Source organism: Spirochaeta isovalerica, from assembly GCF_014207565.1.
Lineage (GTDB): Bacteria > Spirochaetota > Spirochaetia > DSM-2461 > DSM-2461 > Spirochaeta_F > Spirochaeta_F isovalerica.
Genome location: NZ_JACHGJ010000014.1, coordinates 46,220 through 72,358, shown reverse-complemented (window position 1 = coordinate 72,358; position 26,139 = coordinate 46,220). Strand labels below are relative to the sequence as shown.

The window sequence follows — 26,139 nt, the reverse complement described above, 5'->3', positions numbered from 1 at the left end:
ACCTGGACGTTGGGTAACGATACGCTTGTGACCAATGACCTGACGGTAACGGACGGAACGCTGGACACCTCGGCCTTCAACCTTCAGGTGAGCGGTGCGATGGCTCTTGTGGACACAGACGGAACACTTGATTTCTCCTCTTCCCTGATCGCGGATGTTTTGAATCTCGATGCGGTACTGGATGTAAACGGAACGCTCCTCGGCGGAGCGGGAACGATCCAGGCGAGCGAGAATGTCGATTTCACCGGAGGAGCGTTTACCAAGGGCACAGGAGTCTTCGAGTTTGACGGAGTCGCTCCGAGTAAGACGCTTGTTGCAGCGGGAGAAGATCTGGGCGACATAGATGTAAGCGGTCTGATGACGCTGAGCGACACAGGAGATTTTGACGATGTAACTGTGAGCGGTACTTTTGCGACAGGACAGAACTTCACGGTAGCGGGAGACTGGAATGACAGCGGAACTGTGACCATCAGCGGCGGAACGGTCACGTTCGACAACATCGGAGCGCAGAGCTACACCTCCGACGGAGACTCTTTCAGCAATGTGCAGATCGGAGACGGAACGAATGATTCGGCTCTGACTTTGAATAATGATATGACCCTGACGGGCAGCCTCGGTTTTGGTGCGGCAGGTGGAAGCGCGATAGATTTTTCAGATGATACGCTGACCATCGGCGGGAACGGGGATTTTTCCGCAGCGGGGGCTGTGACGACTAATGCAGCGAGTCTGCTTCTGTTCAATGCGAACGGGAACCAGAACTTCGATCCCGGCGGCTACACCTTCGGAGATGTGACCAAAGGCGGCTTGAGCGGGACCTTGAGTCTTCTCGATGCGGTAACGGTAAGCGATACCCTGACGATCAGCGCTGGGACGATAGTTGATATGCAGGCGAACAACTTCACGGTCGGAACGCTTGTGAACGACAATGTTCTTCAGCTCGAGGGGACTCAGGGAACCCAGAGCATCACGACGATGGATGTGGATACCGGTCAGGTTGAGTATGACGGCGTAGCGGGCGGAACGGTAAGGATCGCTTCTTTCTATGACCTTCTGATTGACGGAGTAGGGACTTTCACGCTGAACAGCGCGATCGATGTGAACAATGATCTGGACATCGCCGGTGGAATGTTGGATGTCTCTGGTTCTGATTTTCAGATAACGCTCGATGGAAACTGGACGAACAGCGATACTTTTGCAGCCCGAAACGGAACAGTCGTTTTTAATGACAGTTCGACAGTGACAACGACTATTACCAGTCCTTTCTACAATGTGACTTTGGGTACAGCAGGCGCAGGAACGCTCATCACATCATCCGATATGGAAATTGATGGTGTTCTCTCAATCATCAATACTGTGCCTACGACGTTAAATATTGATAGTGACACACTAACCGTGGCTGGACATCTCGATTTTTCATCTCTTGATACATTTGTCGAGACAAATTCTACCGTTGTTTTTGATGGAGCAGTAAATCAGAACCTCACATCATCGGGTTTTCCCTTTAACAATATAACTATCAGCGGCATCAGTGTCACTTTGCAGGATATAACAGATGTAAATGGAAATATGCTAGTAAGCACGGGAACTCTGATTGACAACGCCCAGACAATCTCTTTCTTCGGAGATGTAGATTTTACAGGAGGAGCATTTACTGCAACAGGTACGGCTGTTTTTGATGGTAACTCAGCAGTTACCAGTAACTCTCAGGTCTTTTTCAATGTCACTCTGGGTTCTACTGCAGCCGGCTCTGTATTAACGACAAATGATCAAATGGAGATCGATGGAGTTATATCCATCCAAAATATAGGAAATACAACAATAGACATTTCCGGAGATTCGCTGTTGATTGACGGGGATCTTGATCTGACAAATCTGGATACTTTTACAGTAGCAGGATCGACAGTTCTCTTTGACGGAACCGCTAATCAGGATCTTACCAGTAACACTTTGCCTTTTAATAATTTGGAACTTGATGGAACTTCTGTTACACTTCTTGATCCGATCGATGTTAATGGAAACATTCAGATTACAAACGGCACTTTCGATTCCGGCAGTCAGAATATGAATATTGCCGGAGACTGGACTGATAACGGAACATTTACCCATAATAACAACCGTGTCATATTCGACGGGACAGGCTCAATTACGACAAACGAAACATTTTATGAGCTTGAAAAAGCAGGCGGAACCACAACTCTCCAGGCCGGTTCATCGGCTCTCACTATTGATAAGGGTCTTCTTCTTTCATCGGGAATTCTGGCGGCAAATGACAATACCATTACGTTCTCCGCTACAGCCGATACATTCGATTCCGATGGAGATGGAAATGCAGCTTTAGATCCCTATAGCGGAATTTTTCAATATGACACTAGCACGGTAGTGTTTCAAAATCCAGGAACTATTTCTATCTGGGGAGATAACAGTTTTTATAACTTCAGCTACCAGATTGCAGGAGGCACGATTCTCTTCGGTGCCGGAAAACGCCAGACCATTTATCGGAATATGACTATCAGGGGTGTGTCAGGAAATCTGATAACACTTGATAGCACGAATTCTCCGACACAATGGGAGCTGGAAATCGACTTTCCCTCAGCCGGAGGATCGGCAACCGCGACATTTGAGTATGTTAATGTCATAAACAGTCATGCTATAAATCCCATTACTCCTGACACGACATGTAACGATGGCGGTAACAACACTAACTGGTTCTTTTTTATCGCCATTGTCGTCAGCTGGGCAGAGGACTCGGACCTGAACGGTCGTCTAGACAGAATTCGCGTTCGCGTTGAGAGTGTGGCCATACTCGATGACCCTAACAGGTTTGATGATGTTACGGCCTGGGTCGATGGATATGAAGTCGATACTTCATACAATTCAGTACTTCCGTACGGATTAAACGGGTTTTCCGACAGTGATAATTCGATTGCCTCAGAGTTTTTCATACATCTTGTTGAAAAAGAATATACCGATACAGATGTTACACCACAGTGGAGGCTGATGACAAACACGTCTCTATTCTCCACAACAGGCGGAGCTTTAGTCGAGTATGGTGTCGCCGTTCCTTCGGAGACTCCTATTGATAACGCAGCCCCCATTTACAACTACACACTATCGAGTTCGGAAAAAAACAAAATTTACGTGCAGTTTTCCGAATATGTACGTCAGCCCGACGAGACTGTGATAGAAGCGGTAGATTTCTCTTACGGCGGAGCCGCTAACATCTCATCTCTTGCCAGAATAACAACTTCCGGTACCGGAACTAAAGAGCTGGAATTGACGCTCGACGCCCTCGTTACAGCTGATGAAATCTTGAATGGAGCAATCCTCCAGATTGTTAATGATATTGATGATATGGATAACTGGAATGACACCTGGGGAACATTTGCAGCAAATTATCCTTCTGCAGACCCGACAGCCATACCCGATTTGGCAACCGGGAATGTCGGAGACAGCAATAACCCGATGATCGGAGGAGGAACGGCAAGCGGCGCCCACCGGGTCTCCGACCTCGCCCTAGGCCTGACCGGCGACGCCATCCTCCAGCCCGTCTACGCCACCGACGAGTCCCAAACCGATCCGGACCGCGGCGGAATCGGAACCATCCGCGACTTCACAGGCGGCACCTGGCTGCAGGACCAGCCCATCGAGCTGACGACCCATATCAACAGCGGACACAGCGCTCCCAGCGGTCTCGATCCGCAGGTTCAGCTCTTTTTCGACGTTGATGTTCCATCTGCATACAGACAGAATAACGACCGGGACGGTCTGTGGCTCCCGGGCGTCTCTTTCGGAAACGTTCCCGCAGCAGACGACTACGATATTTACGACTTCTACGGCATCGTCCCCTCTCCCAACCCGGATGAAAGAGAAGCGACAGCCGGGACATCTCCTTCCAATCAGCTAAGGGTTCACAGTTTCGACAACGACGATCCCGAGCTGGAATCGGTAGCCGATGTGGAATTCCTCTACTATCTGCCGGCATACTCTCTCTTTGCCGCCAGAATCGAGAATTCTTCTGCCAGCGACTGGTACCGCCAGATCAAGCCCTGGACCTTCGCTATTCACGACATAACAACCCAGGTCGGCGGCGTAACCATTCTCAAGAACGTCATCAATCCGGAGAACGGGGAAACGACTAATCTTCACTACGAACTGGCTGAAGCGGGTATGGTAACCATACAGGTTTTCGACATTTCCGGGGCCATGGTCGATGTGCTGCAGAGGGGACGTCAGGAAGCCGGCGAGTATTCAACAGCATGGGACGGACACAACTCCGGTGGCAGAATCGTAGCCAGGGGCGTATACTTTATAAGGATTGTAGCACCGGGAATAGATGAAACGAGAAAGGTCATGGTTGTAAAATAATCGGAGGCTGATGGACAGGCTGAAAAACCTCAATAAAAAACTACTGACAAATCTCAGCCGAAAGGAGAGATTTGAGGAAAACCGGAGGGTCTTGAAAATAGTTCCTCTGGTTCTTTTTGCCGTTTCAAGTCTCTATCTGCTTCAGTACAGATTTTTTCCGGGAAAGGAAAATATCTCAGCATTATTCCCTTTCTATGTCGGATTGTTTTTTTTCGCGGCTCTGTTTTCCCTTATCTTCAGAGTGTTGCTGCCACTAGTTCTTAAAATAAAAAAACATACCCTTAAAGCGGTCTTTTTCTCATCTTATTATTATTTGATGTTTCTCGTGACAGTTTTTCTCACCCTTCTGGATCTTCAGTCATCCAGTGATTACTCTGCCTATGCCGTCGGCCTCTTTATGGTTGCCTATCTTTTCAGAATTGACTGGAAGCAATATGTGATTTTCTCCGTCTCCGGGCTTCTCCTGTTTATCTCTGCCTGTGTTTTCTTTTTAGATAGCATGCTGACTCCTGATCGCATGCTCCCCATCGTTATTTTTACCATCCTGTCCATTTATCTGGTTTTTGTTAGGGAAAAAACGAGATTGCAGATGCTTGAGCTGAAGGTGAAACTTGAAGATTCCGCTCTGAAAGATCCTCTGACAGGACTCTATAACCGGCGTTATCTCTTCGACATCCTTCCATTGAGAATTTCCCTTTTCGGGCGCTACGGCGATAAGACATCAATTCTGCTCCTCGATATCGACCACTTCAAGAAGGTAAATGATCAGCTCGGTCATTCTGTCGGCGACAGGGTTCTTAAATCCTTTGCCATGGTGATCCGGGACGGAATACGGGAAACCGATACGGCTTATCGCTATGGAGGGGAAGAGTTTCTTATTGTTCTCAACGATACGGAGCGGGATCAAGCGGGCCTGATGGCTGAAAGAATGAGAAAATCAATAGAGAATTATAATTTCGAAGAAGTTCCCTGGACAGTGACTATAAGTATCGGGATCGCCGAAGTGAGGTTGGGCGATAATGACGATCATCTTATCGAACGGGCGGATAATAATCTCTATGAAGCCAAAAAAACCGGACGAAACAAAGTCGTCAAATAATCATTTCTCGTATTCCCGCATCACAAAATCGATTTTTCTGATTGAATCTTTCAGCCACAGGGTGAGAATCTGATTATATCTTTCAGAACTCAATTGCCAGGGAAGGTCAGATTCTCTCAGACGAGATCCCAGTTGATTCAAAATGATAGCGCAGCTGGCTGATATATTCAGGCTTTCGACGAATCCCTCCATGGGGATCTGGATATGACCATCAGCCAGCTCTAAAACCTCACGGGAAAGCCCGTCTCTTTCGTTGCCGAAAAACAATGCCGCCGGTCCGGAATTCAAGTCAAAATCAGATGGAGTCGAACCGCTGGAATGGGGAGATGTGGCAATTATCCGGTACCCTTCTTTTTTCAGTCTCTCAATTGCGTTCCGGCTGTTGCTGCGTTCTTCATTGAACTGATTGAGATTAATCCATTTAAGAGTTCCCCTGACGGCATGATTTTTAACTTTGAATTTGTTGCGGTTTTCTATTACATGGAGATTCTGAATGCCGAAAGCATCGCAATGGCGTATCACTGCACTGCCGTTCTGGCTGTAGTGGAGGTCTTCGAGGACAACGGTCAGATATTCTGTACGCCTGGCAAGTACGGCTGTCATCCTTTCAAAGCGGTCCGGGCTTATGAAGCCGCTCAGATAGGAAATCAATGGGTCTGTCATTTCTCTATAATAGGCTTTAAGCTTCATTGATGAAACGATAAAGCTGTGTTACACCATGTATATGTCAGAAAAAGTGTCTGTTTCTGTTATTATTCCTGTTTTCAATAGAAAAGAGGCCATTCATGAAGCTGTAAAATCTGTGTTTGACCAGACTTTCCGGGATTGGGAGTTAATCATTGCCGACGATGGTTCTGATGACGGAACATTTGAGAGCTTGAAAGAATATGAAGGAGACAGGAGAGTTCAAATCATCAGACTGGCGCATAACGGAAATCCGGGATATGTGAGAAACAGAGCTGTTGATCGTGCCGCAGGGCGCTGGATAGCTTTTCTCGACTCCGATGACTTATGGAATGAAGAGAAGCTGGACAGACAAATTTCCTATATGAATGATCACAGAGAATGTCTTTTTCTGCATACGCGGGAAGTGTGGTCCCGCGAGGGAAAAATTATCTCCCAGAGCCATAGAAAGCACAAAAGAGAAGGGGACCTTTTTGAAGTCTCTCTCGGAAAATGCGAGATCGGACCCTCAACGGTCCTGATGGACAGAGAGATGTTTACGGTTCTCGGCGGGTTCAGGGAAGATCTGGAAATCTGTGAGGATTATGAATTCTGGCTTCGGGTAACTTCACGGTATTCCGTTGGTTATATAGATGAAGACCTTATTGTCAAAAGAGCCGGAGGTGGAGATCAATTATCATTCAAGTACGGTTTCATAGAGAATTTCAAAATTGACGCGCTTAAAAATCTGATCGATTCCAAACTGCTCCCTCTGGAAAAAGAGAAGGTTGCCAGGAAGGAACTGGCCCGCAAATGCCGCATTTACGGAAAGGGATGCCGGAAAAGAGGACGGGAAAAAGAAGCCGAGAAATATGATTCGCTCTATTTTTTCTATATGAATGACGATGGTCATAGAGAGAAATGAAACGGAAAATCCTATTAATCCTCATTTTAGTCGTATCTCTCTTCTTCTCCTGCCGGTCTGTCATCAATGACCTGCCGATGGATTCCGCTCAGGACAGGGCGGAGTCAGCTCTGATTATACTGGGAAACCCTCTGGGTACTTTTCCCGTTACCAATGCCGATATTCCCGATCTACTGGAATATTCCCGTGACCCGAATCCCGCCGTAAGGCATATGGCTGTCTTTCAACTGGGACAGCTGGATACGGCATCGTATTACAGGGATCTGCTGCCTCTTTTGATCGATGATGATATTTCCGTTTCCCGCAACACAAAAGATCTTCTTCTCCGAAACGAACAGGAAGCTGCCAGAGTTTTCAGGGAAGCTCTTTCCGGAGATAATAATGATCTGATCCTCAAGCTTCTGGAGCTGCTTGTTCAGCTGGATGACTCCGCGAGCCTGGAGAAAATTATCGAGCTTTTTTTAAGCAATCAAAAAAGCGTTGTCGATAAAGCCGTTTCTGCGGCGGCCGCACTGGCGGATATAAATGATAGAATACTTTACGACAGCCTCCTGAGGCCGGAACCGGAAATAAGAATCGGAATTGTCAGAACTTTAAGCCGAATGGGGGATCCTGCCATACTGGGCACCCTGCTTCCCTATATGTATGATCCGGAAGTGAAAGTGCGCAATGCCGTTAAATTCGCATTTGTCGATTTTGGAGAGAAATCGGTTCCCTATCTGATCAACGTCCTCAATAACCCTGCGCCGGAGACTCAATTATCTGTTTTAGGCCTCTTTGAGGCTTTGAAAAGTCCCTCTTCCATCGACCCGATTATTGAGCTGTTCGGTAATGAAAACCAGAGGGTCCGGGAACGGGCTGTCTATACAGTTTCCACATTCGGAGAGACCGCGTTGGATAATCTCGGCCGGGCACTTGAAAGCGACAGAAAAGAAATCCTAATCAGCGCAATCGGGCTTCTGGGTAAAATCGATAATGGGCGGTCTCTCGATTTTCTTATGACCCTTCTCGATAATCCCGATAGGGCGGTTCGTTCGGCAGCTATAAAAAATATTCTCCTTTTCGGCACGGAAGCCGGTGACAGGTTTCTCGGCATTCTGGATCGGCGGGATTACGATAAATACAGTTTTGCTGTACAGGGTCTGACGACACTGAAAGATCCGAGACTAATCAGCGATACAAGCACATCTCTCTATAATAGAAACAACAGGAGTCGCGCTCTGATTCTCTATACCGATAGAGATTCAATTGACACCTATCTGTCCGGACTTGAGTTATCCGGCTTATTAAAACGGGATATCTCATCCATAAAATTGATAAGCCTGGCTTCAATTTCATTGAAAAAAGCGGAAAAGGAAATCCGCGATTCGGGATCTCGTTACACAACATTTTATATTTCCAGAAACGATTTTCAGAAAAAGTCCGAAGAAGCCCTTCAGCTCTCATTCACATATATGCACAATTATATGGATAGCAAAAATGTCGAAGACCTGGAAAAAGCCAGGCGTCAGAGGGATTACAGCGAATTGTTCGCCCGTTCCGCTCAAGAGCTGGATATGCAGCTTTCAAATTATATCGGAACAAGTGAGACTGAAAAGCAGCTGATTAACAGCTTCGAGGAGTCCAGAGACAGGATCATCTCCCTTTACGAATCCGTATCGATCAACAGAAAAAATCTAGCGGACCAGATCCTGGAAGAGTACGGTCTGACCTACAATCTTGTCGTGGAGGGAACTTTCAGTCAGGCTGTTCCCTGAAGCAGTCAGGCCATCGGCATCCTTGCCGGCTTTTTCTCGCCCTTGTTCAACCTGTTCGATGCTGCGAGTCTCGCATCTCATGTTTCGAGGCTATCCGGATAAAAAAAAGGAACATCTTTCGATGTTCCCCATATGCGGAAGCGACGGGCCTCGAACCCGCGATCTCCGGCTTGACAGGCCGGCGCGATAACCAACTTCGCTACGCCTCCAGTTGTCTGTAATAATGGAATTGCTTCCAGGTACGGAAGCGACGGGCCTCGAACCCGCGATCTCCGGCTTGACAGGCCGGCGCGATAACCAACTTCGCTACGCCTCCAGACAACGAACTGCATATTATATAGGCAGTCATTTTTTGTCAACTATATAGACAAAAAAAATACCCCGGAGACGATTCGAACGTCCGACCTACCGCTTAGGAGGCGGTTGCTCTATCCCCTGAGCTACCGGGGCAAATATGCGAAACTAATCCTACCAGTTCAGTTTTCGCTTGTCAATCAGTCAAAACTCACTCTCTCCCGACATCTATTTCCGAATTCGTCATTTTGGGGTACAAAAAAACCGCATATCGTTTTATCATCACTATATGAAAAAATATTATAAAACTATTGAAGAACAGGTTCAGGAGAGATTTCTCCGTTACGTAAAAATATGGACGACTTCGGACCGGCGCATTGCCGAAGAGAAGACCCCATCCACGGCAATACAGTTCGACCTTCTCAATCTTCTGGAAAAGGAGATGAAGGATATGGGAATCAGCGATATTTCCTATAATGAAATGGGTTATCTCATCGGCCGAATTCCCGCGAATGCAAAAGCGGACACAATCGGTTTTATGGCTCATGTCGATACGGCTTCAGACGCGCCCGGAAAGGATGTCAAACCGCAGGTACACCAGAACTACGACGGAAAGCTCATTAAGTTGAATGATACTTTGCAGATCGATCCCGAAGATGATGAGGATTTGAAACTCTATGTCGGAAACACGGTTATAACAACAGATGGCTCCACATTGCTCGGAGCGGATGATAAAGCGGGAATCGCCGAAATTATGACTGCAGCATCCATCATTCTCAGTCATGATGAGATAAAACACGGCGAAATCGAATTGATTTTCACCCCCGACGAAGAAACCGGTTGCGGAATGAACAATTTCCCCAGGGAAGAACTTCACTCCCGGGCCTGTTACACCATGGATGGCGGAAGGGAAGGAGAGCTGGAAGACGAATGTTACTACGCTTACGGGGCTGATGTTACATTTCAGGGGATTGTTATCCATCCAGGTTACGCCAGAGGAAAACTGGTAAATGCTGTCACAATGGCTTCCGCTTTCGTTTCCATGCTTCCCCGCAATGAGAGTCCCGAGGCAACCGACGGCCGTTTTGGCAACTATTGGGCGCAGAGCATTTCCGGATCTCTGGAAAAAGCCCGGCTTCATCTTCTCATGCGTTCATTCGATGCCGATGACATTCAGAGGCGGGTAAAGGCTCTCGATGCTTTCGCAGCTGCTGTGGAAGCGGCTTTTCCCGGAGGAAAAGTGACGGTTGAAACGAAAAAGCAGTATGTCAACATGAAAGAAAAGCTCGATGAAAATCCCCGGGTCATGGCAAATGTGGAGAGAGCGTTCGAGCTCGCGGATGTCGAGCCCCATAAGGTTGTTATCCGCGGCGGGACAGATGGTTCGAGACTGACGGAAATGGGTGTACCCACGCCCAATATTTTTACCGGCGGCCATAATTTTCATAGTCGGAAGGAGTGGATCGGAGTTCCCGCAATGGTTAAAGCTGTGTCGGTTATTCTCCATCTTGTTGAAACCTGGACCGAATAGCTCCTTAAAAGCTATATTGAGAACCGCCTGGGTCATGTTTCAGGCGGTTTTTTTGTTTTCCTCTCTGTGGATATGCTGATTTTTGTGTTAGAATTAATACTGGATAAGTATGAAGAAATGGCATCTGATAATTACAGTCTTGATTTTCTCTCTTTACTCCTGCAATGATGTATCGGAATTCCTCTTCGATATAGAGCAGTCTGTAGAAATCCGGACTGTTGGCAGCGGTTCCATTTTGCAGGGCGGAGACTCATTTCCTCTCAGCATTATGTCTGATAGCGCCGCTGTTCCCGATAGATACACGGTCTCAATCATTGACCAGATGGGTGCGGACTGGGGTGAGACCTCTGTTAATATTGAGAATCCTGATGAGGATTATACCTCTTCCCTGATTATACCTCCGGAACTTCCGACCGGTAAATATTTCTTTCATATAGTTGTTTTTGAAAATGATATTGAAATAGCTTCTGAAGAGATAATGATTTTTAAAGCTGATAGTGCCTATCTGATCAATGAGCTGATATCTCTTCCTCAGGAAACTGTACCGGGAAAAGATGTTTTTATTCAGGCCTCTGTAACTAATCCCCCTGAGGTTGATCCATTTTTCAGATGGAGTCTCGATGGTTCCATTCTCGATCAGGGCTATCTTTCGGAAGGCCTGGATACGCTTTACTGGAAAGCAGGAGATAAATCGGGACTCTACAGTATAAAACTTGAAATATTCCCTGAGGAAGTTGATTCTGACCTTCATTCCTCCGTTTTCGATACCGTTGAGATCGTCGTTAGCGAAAGGGCTTTGATTGACTCCGGAACTCTGAAACCCGATGAAGACTACACTCTCCTTTACCATTTTGCCGGGGATCTCAACCCGGAAAATCCCGAAGAATTCGTAAACTCCCTGATCGGAGAAGTCGGCGCTCTTCCTTTTGGTAATTCTTATCTCTATTCTATTGAGGGTAATAACGGCATTGCCGCATCGGGGCGCATACTGCCTGCAAGGAATGGAATCCTTCGACCTTTCTCGTTCAATGGGCGGTTTTCGCTGTCCCAGCCTCCTTTGTCCGGAAATATACTCAGTATTCAGGATCAGGAGAGCTTTGAATTATCAATTGCCGTGGTTGACGGCGGATTTTTAAAATTGAGTCTCGGCGACTATGAAAGCGTTTCTGCTGTTGCCTATCCTTATGAAGTTCTCTCCGATCTGACTGTGCATGTCATACCAAAACCTGAAACAACGGAAATTCGATGGTTCATCAACGGCCTGCCGGCGGGAGAGACCCTTTTTGATAATGGAGCATTTGAAATCTCTGAAACTCAGCAATCCCTGATCGGGGGAGATGATCTGATCTCAGGCGCCGGTCTTATTCTCGATGAACTGGGCGTATATACCGGCTCCGGAGCAGACTCGACAGTCGACAGTGATCAGTATCGCAGGGTTCTGCAGCATCAGCTGGGAAGCTCTCTTGTCGATGCTAACGGCTTTGACGGCCCTGTTTCCGGTTTAACAATTAATGCCGGCGGGAAAATTAAAATAGCTGACTTTACCGGGTCTGTGAAAGATATGATATTTTTTCTCAGCTTTCTGGACAGAAAGGCTCCGGCTCTATGGGATCTGGTTTTTGAAGATCAGGAAGGCGGGGAAGTTTTACGCCTGTCATCCGATCTTATTGCCTTCTTCGATAGCGATTTGGAGCGGACTGTAGAGAATTTTAAAATAATAAGAGATGAAAACGGCTCAGTTCTTTTGGAAAGTCTTGAGGAAAGTGAAGATTTCTTTGCCAAAGCCGATATTTCTCTTAAACCGGGGCAACGATATTCTTTATTTTTAGAAAGTCGTGTCGAAAATAAAAGTGAAGTAATTCTGGATTATTTTTATATAAAAACCTTAACTGATTCACAACTTCCCCAGGCTGTTGCTGCAACCGGGGATAAAGAGAGTCTTCTGTAGTTAAGGGATCACAGAAAAAATCAATAATTTAAAAAGGGGCTGTCATCACGATGAGGTGTGGAAAATTAATTACAGGTTTGCTACTGCTGTTTGTCCTGTTCAGCTGTGCTACCACACCTGAAAAAGAAATACAGCCTCCAGAATGGTATCTCAATCCTCCTCCGGATAATAACGAATACCGGTATTTTGCTATTTCTCAAAGAGCATCCATTCTCAAAGATATAGAATCGCTTGCAGGAGACGAACTGTTTGCCCGGGTTTCATCGGCTCTGGGGCTGAGCGAAAGTGAGGCGGAGAAAGATGATTTATCTGAAATGAGAAAAGAGATCCGGTCTGTTGTTTCCGGAACACAGGTTCAGGGATTCAAACTGATTAATAAACAGGTCGATGAACTGGGAACGGAAAAGATCATTTATATACTGGTCCAAATGGAAAATTCCCGGATGGATCAATTGCGGACAGATCTCGAAGATATATTCAGAGCCGGATCAACGGCATCGATTTATTCCGTTGAAGCCGAAAATCTGGTAAGCCGGGGTGAAGTCTACAAAGGTGCGCTGAGTTATATTAAAGCTGCACTGGAGTCAGCCGGCTCGGATAATCGTTTTATAACGGAACAGAACCTCCGCTCTGCCATTTCTTTGTTCGAGGATATGGAAATAACCACGGTCGATAGTCCCGAAACATTAGCTGTCGGAAACAGCGGCGTTTTTAAAGCCCGGCTGGGCCTCAAGTCATCTGACAAGCCTGCTGTCTGGAAAGATGTCGCTGTAAAAACCGCTTTCCGCGATCGTAAGAAAGGGGCTGTCATCGGCGACCGCTTCGCCATGCTTCGCAGCAGTGAAACGGGGCTTGTCACTTTTGTTCATCCTTCTCCCGGGTTTACCGGAGCGGGTAAGGTCGTCATGTCCCTCGATCTACTCTACGATACAGGGGATTTGTCCCTTCTGGAGAAAAATTTCCCCGAAGAGTATGCAAAACTTATATCGGCTTCGGATTCGGTAAAAGTTCAATTTGATTTTTCAATCATATCTTCGGCTCCTACAGTTCTGACCGGTGTTTACATTATCGATTCCGATTTTCTCAGAAAACCTCTCGATTCGCGGCAGACCCAGCAGGGGCTGACTTCATCGCTGCAGAGCGCGGGATTCAATACCCTTCAGCTCGATCTGGACAGGAAATATCTTTTTGATCTGAACGACGAAGAGCTTCTGAGAGACCTTCCCTATCTTATCAACGGAGATTACAAACGAACCGTGTTCGGAGTGGCCCAAATTGTAGAATTCGATGATGCGGCTGCCGGTTTTACCGTCGTCACCGAAGCGAGAGTCCGCGTTCTCGATCTGGAATCGGGGGAAATCCTTTTTGATGAAACTCTGAGCAAAAGAGTGCAGGGCGGAGAATCCCAGGCAACCATAAATACGTCTTTTAAAGAGTTGGGAAAGAGTTTTGCCGCTTTGCTGATGGATAAATTGCCCTGATAAAAATTCAGGATCCTGAAACAAAATCTGCGGCATAATTGCTGCAGACGCCATCAATTTCCCATTCCGCCAGTCTGTTGTATGTCTTCAGATCATTAACCGTCCAACTCATAAGAAGGTATTTGCGGCTGAGTTTTCTGTAAAGATTCTCATCCAGAAGCCTGCAATCCGGTTTTAAGCCTTCCGGTCTGCAGAGAAAACGGCCTTCTCCCTTTCTCAGATAGAAGGGGACATCCTCTGTGTCAGAGTAGATGAGAAATGCGGGAATTTCATTTGTCAGTTTTTTGAACCGCGCAACAGGCAGCGGGTTGAAAGAGGAGACGACAACCCTCCTGGTCAGTCGGAAGTCCCGGATCATGGCCAGAACTTTTTTCTCCAGACCGAAACTCCTGGTATAATCCGCCTTCAGCTCGATATCGTAATAAACTTTGTCTCCGAGCAGCTGGAAAACCTCTTCCAGCAGTGGGATCTTTTCGCCTTTGAAATCGGGAGAGAAGAAAGAGCCGTTATCAAGAGAGCGAATCTGGGTCAGGTCATGATCCAGGATATTTCCGTCAAAACCGGTAGTGCGGAGCATATTGTTGTCGTGAAGAACAACCAGTTCTCCGGACGAGCAAACCTGAACATCCAGTTCCACACCGGGAATGTTGTTCTCCAGAATCCTGCTGAACGAGGCCAGAGTGTTTTCGGGAGCTTCAACAGGGCATCCTCTATGCCCGAAAAGCAACGGGGCTTTTTCCCCTACGAATATGCGCGATTCTCTCATATAATTGAGTGTAGCCTTTTCCGGTGGAATTGAAAACTCTTTTGAATAGGAGTATTCTGGTTGACTATGAAAGATTTTAAGTACGATCCCGATGATCTGATAGCTGCTCTTGCTACGCCCTGGGCGGAAAGCGCCCTCGCCGTTATCAGAACTACGGGACCGGATTGCATAAGCGCCGCAGCACGTATTTTTTCTCCATCTGACAAACTGGATCAGGCGGCGGGAAACTCCATTGTCTACGGCTATATTTCCGATGGTGAAGTGAAACTTGATGAAGTGACAGCCGCCGTTTACAGAGCTCCCCGCAGTTATACCGGACAGGAAAGCGTTGAATTTTTCGTTCACGGGAGTCTCCCGGGAATCAGGAAGATTCTGGAGCTGCTTTTCCGTTCCGGTTTCCGCGAAGCTTCTCCGGGAGAATTCACATTCCGGGCATTTCTCAATCAAAAGATGGACCTGACCAGGGCGGAAGCCGTCCAGGAGATTATCAGCGCCAAATCGAACCAGGCCCAGTCTCTGGCGTTAAACCGTCTTTCCGGTTCCATTGAAAATTCCATCAATACAATCAAAAGCGAAGTAACAGACCTCCTCGCTTCTGTTGAAATCCAGCTCGATTATCCGGAAGACGAAGCGGAAATGCCCGATGTGGAAGCGGGAGAAACCAAACCTATCGTCGGGAAGATCGACCGCCTCCTATCCACCTACAGGGCCGGAAAGATTTATCAGGAAGGGGTGCGCGTCGTTCTGGCCGGCAAAACGAACGCGGGAAAATCATCGCTTTTCAACCTGTTCCTGAAAGAGGACAGGTCGATCGTTTCGGATATACACGGCACGACCCGGGATTATCTCGAATCGTGGATATCCATCGGAGGAATTCCTGTCCGGCTCTTCGATACGGCGGGTCTCCGTGAGGCTGATCATCCCATAGAAGCGGAAGGGATCCGGAGAAGCAACGAAATAATTGACAACGCCCATGTCATTCTCTATGTGGCGGACGCACAGGAAGGGATTACCGCAGACCTCGAAGCATTTATGAGTGCCTACAAAGAAGACAGCCGTTGTCTTTATGTGTGGAATAAAATAGATAAAGCCGCAACCGCGGCGCCCGATGGCTTCATAAAGGTGAGCGCCCTGACGGCTGAAGGTTTTGCCGAGCTTGAAGAGGCCATCAAAACTGTTGTTTTCCGGGATCACTATGTTCCCGGTAATGAACCCGTCATCGATTCGATGCGGCAGAAAAAACTTCTCGAGGAAGCCCGTGAGGCTCTGAACCGGTATAGTCAGGCGCTATTAGACGGTATGCCTATGGATATGGCGGCAGTTGAGCTCACAGATGCCCTTAACGCTCTGGGAGAGATTACCGGAGAAGTTACATCTGCGGATGTTCTGGAAAGAATGTTCTCTAATTTTTGTGTAGGTAAATAATATGGATTATAAAGCAATAGTCGTGGGGGGAGGACATGCGGGTATCGAAGCCTCGCTGGCATTCGCCCGCCTCGGTTTTTCAACTATGCTGGTAACACAGAATCTTGATGTTATCGGAAAACTTTCCTGTAACCCGGCTATCGGCGGATTGGCCAAAGGGAATATTGTCCGGGAAGTCGATGCCCTGGGCGGAGAAATGGGAAAGCTTATCGATGCATCGATGATTCAGTTTCGCATTCTCAATAAAAGCCGGGGGCCTGCCGTTCAGGCGCCCAGGGCTCAGGCGGACCGATTTCTCTACCAGAAACTGGCGAAAGAGACAGTGGAAAGCCAGAACAACCTCCATGTTTATCAGGATACGGTTGTAGACTTGATTCTCGACCATGAAAAGGGACTCTGCCGGGGTGTCGTGACGGAGAGAGGCCGACGGATTACATCGGATGTTGTCGTTCTGACGACCGGTACTTTCATGGAAGCGAAAATCTTTATCGGAGAGTACCGCCAGTCATCGGGGCGACTGGGTGAACCGGCCGCCATCGGACTGGGTACGGCGCTCCGCGCCCACGGGTACCGCCTCGGCCGTTTGAAAACGGGAACTCCGGCGCGGGTTAAAAAAAGCTCCCTCGATTTCAGCAAAATGGAGGAGCAGTCCGGCGATGATCCCATGCTGCCCTTTTCTTTTTCCAACGAAGAGGTAAACCGCGAAGACCACAGCTGCTTTATCACCTACACCAATAATGACACGCATAATATCATCAGTGAAAATATGGCATTCTCTCCACTATATTCCGGAGAAATTGTCGGAGCGGGTCCGCGGTACTGCCCCTCAATTGAAGACAAAGTCGTCAGATTTCCAACCAGAAACAGGCATCAGATATTCGTGGAACCGGAAGGAGCCGATTCGGAAGAGATGTATCTGAACGGCATCTCTTCTTCGCTTCCCGAAGAGGTTCAGTACCGTTTCCTGAAAACACTTCCCGGCCTGGAAAATGTGGAAATCATGCGCCCCGGCTATGCTGTTGAATACGACTTCATAGATCCCACTCAGCTGCTGCCGACCCTGGAGAGCAAAATACACAAGGGTCTTTATATCGCCGGACAGACCAATGGAACGTCGGGGTACGAAGAAGCGGCCTGCCAGGGATTGATGGCCGGTATAAACGGAGCCTTGAGCCTTCAGGGCAAAGATCCTCTTATTCTGACGAGGGATGAGGCTTACACGGGCGTTCTTATTGATGACCTTGTCACTCTGGGAACAAATGAACCCTATAGGATGTTTACATCCCGCGCCGAATACAGGCTCTCTCTCAGGCATGATGATTGTGATATGCGTCTGTTCCCAAAAAGCCGATATGCCGGACTCCTCAGCGATAAGGCCATGGAGCTTTTCGAGCGGAAAAGACAATCTCTCGATGAGATCAAGGAGCTTCTGAAAAACCGGAGAATTAAAAAGGCCGATGTGGCAGATTCCTCGCCGGAATTGGCAGGTCATATCGGAGACACAATGTACAAAGCTGTGAAAGATCCCACCATATCCATTGAGGAACTGGCTGAAATCGAACCGGAAATCAGGAAATATAAGTCCCAGTGGGTCAAACATGCTGAACTGGATGTGAAATACGAGGGTTATATTGCCAAACAGGAAAAGCAGGTAGCCCGTTTCAAGAAAATGGAAAATGTGAAAATACCCGCCGATTTCGATTATGATGCGGTTGAGGGGATTTCTACTGAATCCCGGGAGAAACTGAAAAAAATCCGGCCCGTATCTGTTGGTCAGGCATCGCGAATTTCCGGAGTGAGAAATCCCGACATCGCCGTACTTCTGGTACTGATGGGAAAGGAGAACCATGTCTCTGCTGACTGATGGATTAAAAAAACTGCACCTTGAATATACGGAAGAGCAGCTTGCCCTTCTCGAGAGATATATCGGAGAGATCGAACTCTGGAATCCCCGTTACGGATTGGTTAATGCGAAAGGAGACGATCTTATTACCCGCCATATTCTCGACTCGCTATCCGGGGCTTCAGCCGTCCTGTCCAGATCTCCCGAAACCCTTGCCGATGTGGGATCAGGTGCCGGGCTGCCCGGCATTCCTCTGGCCATCATGCTTCCCGGGGTTAAGGTCACGCTGATAGAACGTTCGGGTAAAAGGGTCCGTTTTCTGAGAAATGCCGCGGCGGTTCTCAATCTCAAAAATCTGAATATTATGGAAATGGATCTGAAAAATGTGAAAGACCGGTATGATCTTGTCACTTTCCGGGCTTTTAAACCTGTAGAACCGGGAATCATGACTCTCCTGATGAATATTCTAACTCCCGATGGTCAGCTTGCGGCCTATAAAGGGAGAATGGAAAACATAAATGATGAGATCAGACAGGTCGGATCCATTGCGGAAGCAAAGGAAATCCTTCCATTGTCGGTACCCGGTTTGAGAGAAGAGAGGCATCTGGTCTTCTACTGTAAAAATTAAATCGTATCGATTTTGTTCAGGTACTGAATCAGCTTGTCTTTTGAGATCAGGTCGATCAGTCTGGCCTCCACCCACTGTTCCGCCGACTCGGTGAAGCCTCCGGCGGAAAAGCAGAAGCCTCTTCCTGCATGATGTTCTTTCAGCTTTTCATAGAGATCACGGACCATTATCTGGCCAACCAGGCCGTCTGTGCGGACGTAGCGGTAGAGGATCAGGTCCTCCCATTTCTGGGCTTTGACTTCCGCCACGATATCCACGTATTCCGCATTGGTAAAAGCTACATCTATAATATTGACTTTCGTTTTCTTGATGACAATGTTTGTGATGCTCCGGCAAAGGGATACAAAATCCGTCGCCGGGGCGTTGAGGTAAACCTGCAGATTTTTGTTGGAACTCAACTCTCTGAACTTCCGCACCTGGGTCTGCACGTCTTTGTATCCGGGATCGATTCTGGTAATGTCTTTCAGCACTTCCAGAGACTTGTCGAGTCTTCCTTCGGAACTGTGGACTCCGGCCAGACGGTATTTGAGTTCGAGAAGTATTTCGGTCGGGATGTTCTCGTGTCTCAGGCCTATCTCGTAATCGATAACAGCTTTGTCGAGTTTTCTCATTTTCGTATGGATCGTTCCCGAATAGAGGGCTGATTTGGGGCCCCAGACCGGGTCGGGCCGGAGGTGGGTGAAAATCTTCAGGGCGTGCTCCACACGGCCGGTTTCATTACAGCTGATAGCCAGAGCAAAAAGAGCTTCCTTATCGTCGGGATGTCCGCTCACCGCTCTGTTTAAACGGGGAACCGCTTCCTTGTACTTTTTCATTTTGTAATAGCTCATTCCCAGATATTTCACCGATTCATCGTGGTCCGGCTTAATCTTTAATGCATAGAGAAGATAGCTGATAGACTTATCATACTTCTTCATCATGAATTCGATTTTTCCCAGATAGGCGTTAGTCTGGAAATCCTCGGGCTTCGTATTCCGGGCGAGCATGAGGCTCTTGTAGGCTTCTTTATAGATTTTCTCCTCCATGGCACTGATTCCATAGCGGAGGTTTATTTTATATTCATCCAGATCGGGATTGACCGCGCAGAGATCGACAAGCATTCGATAGGTTTTCATGGCTTTTGCAAAATTGTTATCGCTGAAGTAAATGTCGGCAATTGCCATGAGCGCATTGGGATCCTTGGGATTGGATGCCAGCTTCTTATTGGCTTCTTTCAGGATAGTGGTCTTCGTTTTTCCCTGATATTTATCATTGCTTTTGCCTCCTCCGGAGGACTTTACGAGAACTAAAGTAACGATGGAGCCGACTATGACAACTCCGAGAATTGCCATATATGGTAAGAGAGACATCATGAAGTCATTATTGTTCAAATGGCAATGATTGACAAGTTTTTTCCGCTCCTTTAGATTCTTCTGTGTTCTTTATGAAAAAATATTTATCACTTTTTCTCATATCTTTTATTTTATTCTCCTGCCGGGCTTCTGAATCGCCTCCCTCCCTGATCTGGGGGCTGGAGAAAACAGCAATCGAGGAGTCTCTCCGCCTGGGAGATCTTACTTTTCTCGATGAGGTCGATCTGAACCGCATGGACAGGAAAGGAAGACTGGGCGAGATAAGCCGGTTGAGAGAAGGTGGCGCTTATTATTTCTCTTTTATTATGTCCCGTCAGGGAGAGCCGGAGTGGCAGATCCGATTTCTGGAAGTGGAGCTTTTAAGCGGCATATACAAAGATGCGGCGGCCGATGAACTTTATCGAATCCTCTCCGGGAAAAGAGAGTGGAATCGCCTGTCCGTCATCCTGCTCAATGCCTATAAAGAGGATCGGATCGAAGGCAGAATATTAGATATGCTGATTGAAGCTCTCTTTGAAAGCGGCCAAAGCAGAAAAGCTCGGCAGATTTCCGGCGATGATCTGCTCACTCTGGCTGCGGCAAAATCCCATATCCGCGAGGGGGGCATCCTTACGGAGGAAAAATTCCTCCGGTATGTCTATGGCAGAGCGACAATCGGCGATAGTTCTGAAATCTTCCGGCTGGTAAGAGAAGACAATCTTTATTCCCGAATTCCGGACTCGCTGAAAGGGTATCTGGAACTCTGTTACGCTTCTGCTGCAGGAGACAGGGATCTGATTGATAAGGCCCTGGGCAGATTTGTGCTCAATGAAAATCTGGCCCTTCAGTACCCATCGCTTGTTTACAGGATGAGGCTCCCCTTTATGCAGTCCTCGCAGACTGTATTTCTGGCGGAAAGGCTCAGTACCCTTTCTACTTTCGAAGCCTCTTTCACAGCCGGGAGGCTTTTCCGGTCGGAAAAAAAATACAGTGAAGCGGACAAGTCTTTCCTGAAAGCATACGACCTGGCCGGTTCCGGTTTCGAAAAAGACCGGGCAATGTGGTATCGAATGGACCTTTACAGTTCCAACAGGCCATTTCTCAATGGATTGATTGAAGAGGCTGCACCTCTATGGAGCGATCCGTACTATTTTTCTGATGTTCTCGAGGAACATCTGTCCGGAATCGCCGCCGAAGCCCGATGGGACCTGCTTGAAAGAATTTATCCCCTGATTGTTCAGTATGGAGATCGCGAAACAGCAGCGGCTTACAGCTGGGTCCATCTTTTAAGCCCCCTGTCGGAGCGGGCCTCAGAGGGAGAACGGCAAAAAACGATTGCCCTTATGAAAGAGGCTCCCTATTTTTCCTTTTACTATGTTCTGGGATTTGTTCTCTCGGGAGATGAGATCCCCCTTGCCGGGTCATCTCCTGTCGAAGATGAGAGGGAAACAGATCGGTTCATCTTAGGATTCTATGATTTCGGTCTCGATGAAGTCGCTCTTGAACAAAGCCGGGGAAGGGAGGAACTCCTGAGCGATTCCCTTATCAGGCGCTTGTCAAATCATGAACAGGAAAATGGCGATTTTCTCCGTTCCATCCAATTGTCAGCTTATCTTATGCCTTCTGATAATCGTCCCATGACTCTGGAGGATGTTCAGCTCCGATATCCCCGTGTTTTTAATGATGAAATTGAACAGTACTCGGGCCTGTACGGTTTTCCCCCTGAGATTCTCAAAGGGATAATCAGAACCGAGAGTGCTTTCAAACACGACATCATCTCCCACGCAGGTGCTGTGGGCCTCTCCCAGTTAATGCCTGCTACAGCAGCCGATCAGGCCAGGAAACTGGGAATCGACGATCCCGATCTGACAGACCCGGAAACCAATATCAGGATAGGGAGTTCCTATGTCCGCTGGATCATCGACCGGCCCTGGAGCGACAATCTCTCTCAGATGCTGATCGCTTACAACGGCGGCGGCGGGAATTTGAGAAAGTGGAAAAGAATGTTTCCCGGGTACAGCGATGAACTGTTTGTCGAAGCTTTGCCCTATAAAGAAACAAGAAATTATGTTAAAAAAGTGCTAACTTCATCAGTAGTTTACGGATCTGTCTACGGGGATGAAAATCCTGCTGACATTATCCGTAAGATATATCCCGATTTTGATTCATTATTAGAGATTACCGGACGCTGATTGAACGGTTCAGTCTCGAAGGAAAAAAATGTCTGTTTTAAAAGCCCTCATTCTGGGCGTCATTCAGGGAATTGCTGAATTCCTGCCCGTATCCAGCTCCGGCCATCTTCTGGTAACGAGGAACCTTATGGATCTGGGGGATGTCCCTGTTCTTTTTGATGTTCTTCTCCATGTGGCAACTCTTATTGTCGTTCTGTTCGTTTTCAGGGAAAGGGTTTTTGTCCTTCTCCGGTCTCTCGGACGCTGGTTGATAAGAAAAAGCGATGAAAGCGATAAATACAATCTCAATATGATAATTCTTATAATCGTGGCGACATTCTTTACGGGAGTCATAGGAGTCGTTATTTCAGAAATCTCTTTTTTTGAGAATCCTAAAGTGGTTTCCCTGTTCTTTCTGGTGACAGCCCTTATTCTCTGGACGACCCGGTATGCCAAACCGAAAAAAGATTATGATTCAGTAGGCTGGAAAGAGGGAGTTTTTCTGGGGATTGCCCAGGGCTTCGGCGTTATTCCGGGAATCTCCCGATCGGGCATTACCATTTCTACAGGGTTGATAAACGGAATAAACAGGGATAAAGCCGGGGAAATCTCCTTCATCATCTCCATTCCCGCGATCCTGGGAGCTTTGCTTCTCGAACTCAAGGACGGAGGCGCTCTCGTCTCCGAAGTGGGAATACTGCCGCTTGTCGCCGGATTTCTCATAACAATAATCGTCGGGTATTTTTCCCTGATCTTGCTGATGAAACTTATAAAAGGCGGCAGGCTCTATCTGTTCTCTTTTTATCTGCTTCTGGTGGGAATAGCGGGACTGTTCTTTCTTCCCTGATCTAAACATCCTTTCCATTTATCCGATAATAATTCTGGGAGGACACGGGTGAATTTTCGAATGGATTTAAAGAAATTATCCTATATATTTTATGGCATCGGTGCTTTGCTCACTTTATCTCTTCTGCTGGCAGTAGGCGGATTGGGTTCGTTTCTTGCGGCACCGGGGAGATTTCTCTTCGAATCTTTCAGCTTTCCCGCTTTCTACCTTCCCTTTTTTATGATTCTTTACGGATATCTGTCTTTTAAGGATAAGCTTGATTCCCTCTCACTTATCGTTTTAACCTTGTCAGTCATTCCCTTTCTGACAGTTTCTCTGTTTTTCCGGATCTGGCTCACCGCTGAGGGATCGTATTTTATCAATAAAATGCTGGAATCTATGGGAAAAGGGCGTTCTCTTTTTCTTCTGGGAAGCCTGTCGGCTCTGGAAATTTTTCTCATAATAATTCTGCCGAGGTATTTTTCGGATATTTCTTCTGAAACGGAAGAATTGTACGAGCCGGAAGAGAAATCTTTTGGAAAAGAGGAAAATGGCGAAGAAGAAGCCTTTAAAGAATATGCTTTCAGATTTCCCGAACCGGATGAAGCGGATTTCAGACCTGATAATGAACAAACCGAATCGATTGATGATATCTTTACGTCCATTTTGTCCGGCGGCCCGGGCGCTGTCTCATCCGAACCGGTTCCTCCGCCCAGACCGGGAAATATTGAACCTGTTAAAGATGAAGATCTTTATGATGATCTGGAATCTCCCTTTATTGAATCCGATCCTGCATTTGATGTTCTCTCCAGAGAGCATGATGAAGCGGATCTCGCTGATGAGTTGACGGGACAGGGAGATTATACCTACCACAAGCACAGTGATACGGCGGCTCAGAATGAAGCTGCTGAAAAAATGTCAGAGATAATTGCCGAGCTTGACAATGTTCTCGCTGCCGCAGAGGGTATGGATGAGAGGCCTGTCCGGACATTTGATACTGACCGGATCAGGAACTCCGGCGAAAAAGCGGATAAGAAGGAAGATGAGTATTCCGATGCAAGAGATGAACCGTCAGGTGACTCAGGTTATTACGGCTATGATGAAACAGATATAGCCAATGAGGATCTTCCGGATAAGGCGGCGGACCAGTTCTCTGACGAGTATGCTCAGGACAGCGATTACAGCGATGCCGGTTATCTGGAAGACCGTCTGGACGAACTGGATGACTATCGCGATATATCCGATAAGCTGGCTCCTGTGGAAGGCGATGAGGGTGGGGTGCTCCGCGAAGTCGTCAAGCCGAGACAGCCATATATGGATGATTACAGCGTTCCTGTCGAAGGCGTACTGGCAGAATACCCCGATGATAAATATCAGGAAATAGACGAGGAAACCAGAAAAGCAGCCCGTGTTCTTGAAGTGACGCTCGAGGAATTCAAAATCTCCGCAAAGGTTACGGGAATTAAAAAAGGGCCGGTTATCACCATGTTTGAGCTTCTGCCGGCTCCGGGAGTAAAAATCTCCCGCATTACAAACCTGGCAGACAACATTGCTTTGCGACTTGCGGCCTCCCGTGTGAGGATTGTCGCACCCATACCGGGAAAGCATGCTGTCGGTATTGAGGTTCCCAACAAGAAAAGAGCCATTGTTTCGTTCAGCGAGATGGTTACGGCACCGGAAATGAAAGACCAGGATGTGGCTGTTCCCATCGTTCTGGGAAAAGACATCCGCGGCGGCGTTCAGGTTATCGACCTGACCCGGACCCCTCACCTGCTCATCGCCGGGGCCACGGGATCGGGAAAATCAGTCTGTGTTAACTCATTGATCTGTTCCATCCTGTACGAGCGGTCTCCTGCCGATGTGAAGCTTATTATGGTCGACCCGAAAATCGTCGAATTGAAACTCTATAATGATATACCCCATCTTCTGACACCGGTTATCACCGACCCGAAGAAAGCCATCCAGGCCATCCAGTGGTGTCTTTATGAGATGGAAAGACGCTATGCCCTTCTGGACAGCGTCGGTGTACGGGAGATCAGGAGTTACAACAAAAGGATTAAAGAGAGGAAACTGGCAACGACAGAGCTTCCTTATCTGATTCTCGTGATCGATGAGTTCGCCGATCTGATGGCGACCAGCGGTAAGGAACTGGAAGCCATGATCGCCCGTCTGGCCGCTATGTCCCGCGCTGTCGGTATCCACCTGGTTCTGGCTACGCAGCGGCCTTCCGCTGATGTCATTACAGGTCTTATTAAAGCGAATTTTCCGTCCAGAATCGCCTTTATGGTCGCCAGTATGATGGATTCCAGAATTATAATTGACTCGGCAGGAGCTGAAAAGCTGCTCGGCAAAGGGGATATGCTCTTCACATCAGCCTGGGATCCTTTCCCCTCCCGTGTCCAGGGCGCTTTTATGTCAGAGGAAGAAGTCGAGCGAGTGGTGGAATACGTTAAGACCCTCGGCGCGCCGGAATATATTGACGATGAAATTTTTATCGATGATGATGAAAGCGATGAACCCTCTCTGGCCGGAGGAGGATCAGTCGACCCTCTTTTCAATAAAGCCCTGGAGATTGTCTCTTCCGCGGGAAAAGCCTCGGCTTCCTATCTGCAAAGAAGGCTGAAAATCGGATATAACCGTGCAGCCAGACTGGTGGAGCAGATGGAGGAGATGGGAATTGTCGGTCCTCAGAACGGCAGCAAGCCCCGTGAGGTTATACACTCCCATATGCCTGATTCATCTAATTATTGAGATCATCGCGAATCCGTAAAATTGTCAGATTCTCTATATCCTTGAATACTCCATCGATAGTAGCCATTACGTCCTTATCGAATACTCCGGTTCTTCCGTAATACCTCGCCAGGTCCATGAGTCCTTTGGCTCTCAGGTAGTGCTCGATATTGGCTGTCTCGTTATCCGATTGAATGATGGAATTCTGATATATATTCAGAAATTTCAGAATGTCCTTAAGAATTTTTCCCTTCCGCATAGGCAATCTTAGCATATTTACAGGATTAATTTGACAAGCCTGACCGCAGGGTTTACATTTTTAATGTACTAATGTATTAGTACAATTTTGATTGCTG

General features: G+C 47.5%; 17 protein-coding genes and 3 tRNA genes. 13 read left to right on the top strand and 7 right to left on the bottom strand.

Going from position 1 to position 26,139, the window contains the following annotated elements; translation table 11 throughout:
• Together HNR50_RS21500 and HNR50_RS21495 are read left to right on the top strand one after the other, a co-directional pair.
• Nucleotides 1-4,365: FlgD immunoglobulin-like domain containing protein (locus tag HNR50_RS21500; RefSeq protein WP_184748868.1), on the top strand; the 4,365-nt coding region annotated here is incomplete at its 5' end.
• Nucleotides 4,366-4,375: 10 nt separating this feature from the next.
• Nucleotides 4,376-5,464: a GGDEF domain-containing protein gene (locus tag HNR50_RS21495; RefSeq protein ID WP_184748867.1), complete on the top strand. Its 1,089-nt coding sequence runs from the start codon at nucleotides 4,376-4,378 to the stop codon at nucleotides 5,462-5,464.
• Here the strand turns inward: HNR50_RS21495 and HNR50_RS21490 are convergent, their stop codons facing one another.
• Nucleotides 5,465-6,127 (bottom strand): TrmH family RNA methyltransferase, encoded by a 663-nt coding sequence (locus HNR50_RS21490; RefSeq protein ID WP_184748866.1) that lies wholly within the window; start codon nucleotides 6,125-6,127, stop codon nucleotides 5,465-5,467.
• Nucleotides 6,128-6,188: 61 nt separating this feature from the next.
• On the opposite strand from HNR50_RS21490, the gene HNR50_RS21485 reads away from it, so the two are divergent.
• Nucleotides 6,189-7,052, top strand: a complete 864-nt coding sequence (locus HNR50_RS21485; RefSeq protein ID WP_184748865.1) for a glycosyltransferase family 2 protein — start codon at nucleotides 6,189-6,191, stop codon at nucleotides 7,050-7,052.
• Nucleotides 7,049-8,809, top strand: coding sequence for a HEAT repeat domain-containing protein (locus HNR50_RS21480; RefSeq protein ID WP_184748864.1), 1,761 nt, complete (start codon nucleotides 7,049-7,051; stop codon nucleotides 8,807-8,809). The genes HNR50_RS21485 and HNR50_RS21480 overlap by 4 nt, the downstream gene beginning before the upstream one ends.
• A gap of 135 nt (nucleotides 8,810-8,944) precedes the next feature.
• Here the strand turns inward: HNR50_RS21480 and HNR50_RS21475 are convergent.
• The 3 genes from HNR50_RS21475 to HNR50_RS21465 form a co-directional block, all read right to left on the bottom strand.
• Nucleotides 8,945-9,018, bottom strand: a tRNA-Asp gene (locus HNR50_RS21475).
• Between the two features lie 33 nt (nucleotides 9,019-9,051).
• A tRNA-Asp gene (locus tag HNR50_RS21470) sits at nucleotides 9,052-9,125 on the bottom strand.
• Nucleotides 9,126-9,186: 61 nt separating this feature from the next.
• Nucleotides 9,187-9,259 (bottom strand) — tRNA-Arg (locus tag HNR50_RS21465).
• Between the two features lie 133 nt (nucleotides 9,260-9,392).
• Between HNR50_RS21465 and pepT the strand changes: the two genes are divergently transcribed.
• The 3 genes from pepT (at nucleotide 9,393) to HNR50_RS21450 (ending at nucleotide 14,063) form a co-directional block, all read left to right on the top strand.
• Nucleotides 9,393-10,634: a peptidase T gene (pepT, locus tag HNR50_RS21460; RefSeq protein WP_184748863.1), complete on the top strand. Its 1,242-nt coding sequence runs from the start codon at nucleotides 9,393-9,395 to the stop codon at nucleotides 10,632-10,634.
• Nucleotides 10,635-10,743: 109 nt separating this feature from the next.
• Entirely contained in the window at nucleotides 10,744-12,582 is a 1,839-nt protein-coding gene (locus HNR50_RS21455) for a hypothetical protein (protein WP_184748862.1), read from the top strand.
• A 77-nt stretch (nucleotides 12,583-12,659) separates the two neighbouring features.
• Nucleotides 12,660-14,063, top strand: coding sequence for a hypothetical protein (locus HNR50_RS21450; RefSeq protein ID WP_184748861.1), 1,404 nt, complete (start codon nucleotides 12,660-12,662; stop codon nucleotides 14,061-14,063).
• Nucleotides 14,064-14,070: 7 nt separating this feature from the next.
• Here the strand turns inward: HNR50_RS21450 and HNR50_RS21445 are convergent, their stop codons facing one another.
• Nucleotides 14,071-14,829 (bottom strand): glycerophosphodiester phosphodiesterase, encoded by a 759-nt coding sequence (locus tag HNR50_RS21445; protein WP_184748860.1) that lies wholly within the window; start codon nucleotides 14,827-14,829, stop codon nucleotides 14,071-14,073.
• A 66-nt stretch (nucleotides 14,830-14,895) separates the two neighbouring features.
• Between HNR50_RS21445 and mnmE the strand changes: the two genes are divergently transcribed.
• Genes mnmE through rsmG form a run of 3 tightly spaced genes read left to right on the top strand, consistent with a single transcriptional unit; the run spans nucleotide 14,896 to nucleotide 18,725 of the window.
• Nucleotides 14,896-16,254 (top strand): tRNA uridine-5-carboxymethylaminomethyl(34) synthesis GTPase MnmE, encoded by a 1,359-nt coding sequence (gene mnmE, locus HNR50_RS21440; protein WP_184748859.1) that lies wholly within the window; start codon nucleotides 14,896-14,898, stop codon nucleotides 16,252-16,254.
• 1 nt (nucleotide 16,255) lies between these two features.
• Nucleotides 16,256-18,118: a tRNA uridine-5-carboxymethylaminomethyl(34) synthesis enzyme MnmG gene (mnmG, locus tag HNR50_RS21435; RefSeq protein WP_184748858.1), complete on the top strand. Its 1,863-nt coding sequence runs from the start codon at nucleotides 16,256-16,258 to the stop codon at nucleotides 18,116-18,118.
• Nucleotides 18,102-18,725: a 16S rRNA (guanine(527)-N(7))-methyltransferase RsmG gene (gene rsmG / locus HNR50_RS21430; protein WP_184748857.1), complete on the top strand. Its 624-nt coding sequence runs from the start codon at nucleotides 18,102-18,104 to the stop codon at nucleotides 18,723-18,725. Before mnmG ends, rsmG begins: the two co-directional genes overlap by 17 nt.
• Here the strand turns inward: rsmG and HNR50_RS21425 are convergent.
• The gene (locus HNR50_RS21425; RefSeq protein WP_221439955.1) at nucleotides 18,722-20,095 is read right to left on the bottom strand and encodes a tetratricopeptide repeat protein; all 1,374 of its coding nucleotides are present in this window, start codon (nucleotides 20,093-20,095) and stop codon (nucleotides 18,722-18,724) included. The genes rsmG and HNR50_RS21425 overlap by 4 nt on opposite strands.
• A 53-nt stretch (nucleotides 20,096-20,148) precedes the next feature.
• On the opposite strand from HNR50_RS21425, the gene HNR50_RS21420 reads away from it, so the two are divergent.
• Genes HNR50_RS21420 through HNR50_RS21410 form a run of 3 tightly spaced genes read left to right on the top strand, consistent with a single transcriptional unit; the run spans nucleotide 20,149 to nucleotide 25,804 of the window.
• Nucleotides 20,149-22,248, top strand: a complete 2,100-nt coding sequence (locus HNR50_RS21420) for a flagellar assembly lytic transglycosylase (protein WP_184748855.1) — start codon at nucleotides 20,149-20,151, stop codon at nucleotides 22,246-22,248.
• Between the two features lie 28 nt (nucleotides 22,249-22,276).
• Entirely contained in the window at nucleotides 22,277-23,074 is a 798-nt protein-coding gene (locus HNR50_RS21415; protein ID WP_184748854.1) for an undecaprenyl-diphosphate phosphatase, read from the top strand.
• 48 nt (nucleotides 23,075-23,122) lie between these two features.
• Nucleotides 23,123-25,804 carry a DNA translocase FtsK gene (locus tag HNR50_RS21410; RefSeq protein WP_343060260.1) on the top strand — a complete coding sequence of 894 codons (2,682 nt, stop codon included), beginning with the start codon at nucleotides 23,123-23,125 and terminating at the stop codon, nucleotides 25,802-25,804.
• Here HNR50_RS21410 and HNR50_RS21405 read toward each other — a convergent pair.
• Entirely contained in the window at nucleotides 25,794-26,057 is a 264-nt protein-coding gene (locus HNR50_RS21405) for a hypothetical protein (protein WP_184748853.1), read from the bottom strand. The two genes, HNR50_RS21410 and HNR50_RS21405, sit on opposite strands and share 11 nt — an antisense overlap.
• Nucleotides 26,058-26,139: the final 82 nt, after the last annotated feature.

What these genes read in the sequence shown, in the direction of transcription:
- HNR50_RS21415 (WP_184748854.1), top strand. Translation starts at nt 22,277, where the DNA reads ATGTCTGTTTTAAAAGCCCTCATTCTGGGCGTCATTCAGGGAATTGCT.
- pepT (WP_184748863.1), top strand. Translation starts at nt 9,393, where the DNA reads ATGAAAAAATATTATAAAACTATTGAAGAACAGGTTCAGGAGAGATTT.
- rsmG (WP_184748857.1), top strand. Translation starts at nt 18,102, where the DNA reads ATGTCTCTGCTGACTGATGGATTAAAAAAACTGCACCTTGAATATACG.
- HNR50_RS21495 (WP_184748867.1), top strand. Translation starts at nt 4,376, where the DNA reads ATGGACAGGCTGAAAAACCTCAATAAAAAACTACTGACAAATCTCAGC.
- HNR50_RS21420 (WP_184748855.1), top strand. Translation starts at nt 20,149, where the DNA reads ATGAAAAAATATTTATCACTTTTTCTCATATCTTTTATTTTATTCTCC.
- HNR50_RS21445 (WP_184748860.1), bottom strand. Translation starts at nt 14,829, where the DNA reads ATGAGAGAATCGCGCATATTCGTAGGGGAAAAAGCCCCGTTGCTTTTC.
- mnmG (WP_184748858.1), top strand. Translation starts at nt 16,256, where the DNA reads ATGGATTATAAAGCAATAGTCGTGGGGGGAGGACATGCGGGTATCGAA.
- mnmE (WP_184748859.1), top strand. Translation starts at nt 14,896, where the DNA reads ATGAAAGATTTTAAGTACGATCCCGATGATCTGATAGCTGCTCTTGCT.
- HNR50_RS21405 (WP_184748853.1), bottom strand. Translation starts at nt 26,057, where the DNA reads ATGCTAAGATTGCCTATGCGGAAGGGAAAAATTCTTAAGGACATTCTG.
- HNR50_RS21490 (WP_184748866.1), bottom strand. Translation starts at nt 6,127, where the DNA reads ATGACAGACCCATTGATTTCCTATCTGAGCGGCTTCATAAGCCCGGAC.
- HNR50_RS21480 (WP_184748864.1), top strand. Translation starts at nt 7,049, where the DNA reads ATGAAACGGAAAATCCTATTAATCCTCATTTTAGTCGTATCTCTCTTC.
- HNR50_RS21485 (WP_184748865.1), top strand. Translation starts at nt 6,189, where the DNA reads ATGTCAGAAAAAGTGTCTGTTTCTGTTATTATTCCTGTTTTCAATAGA.
- HNR50_RS21455 (WP_184748862.1), top strand. Translation starts at nt 10,744, where the DNA reads ATGAAGAAATGGCATCTGATAATTACAGTCTTGATTTTCTCTCTTTAC.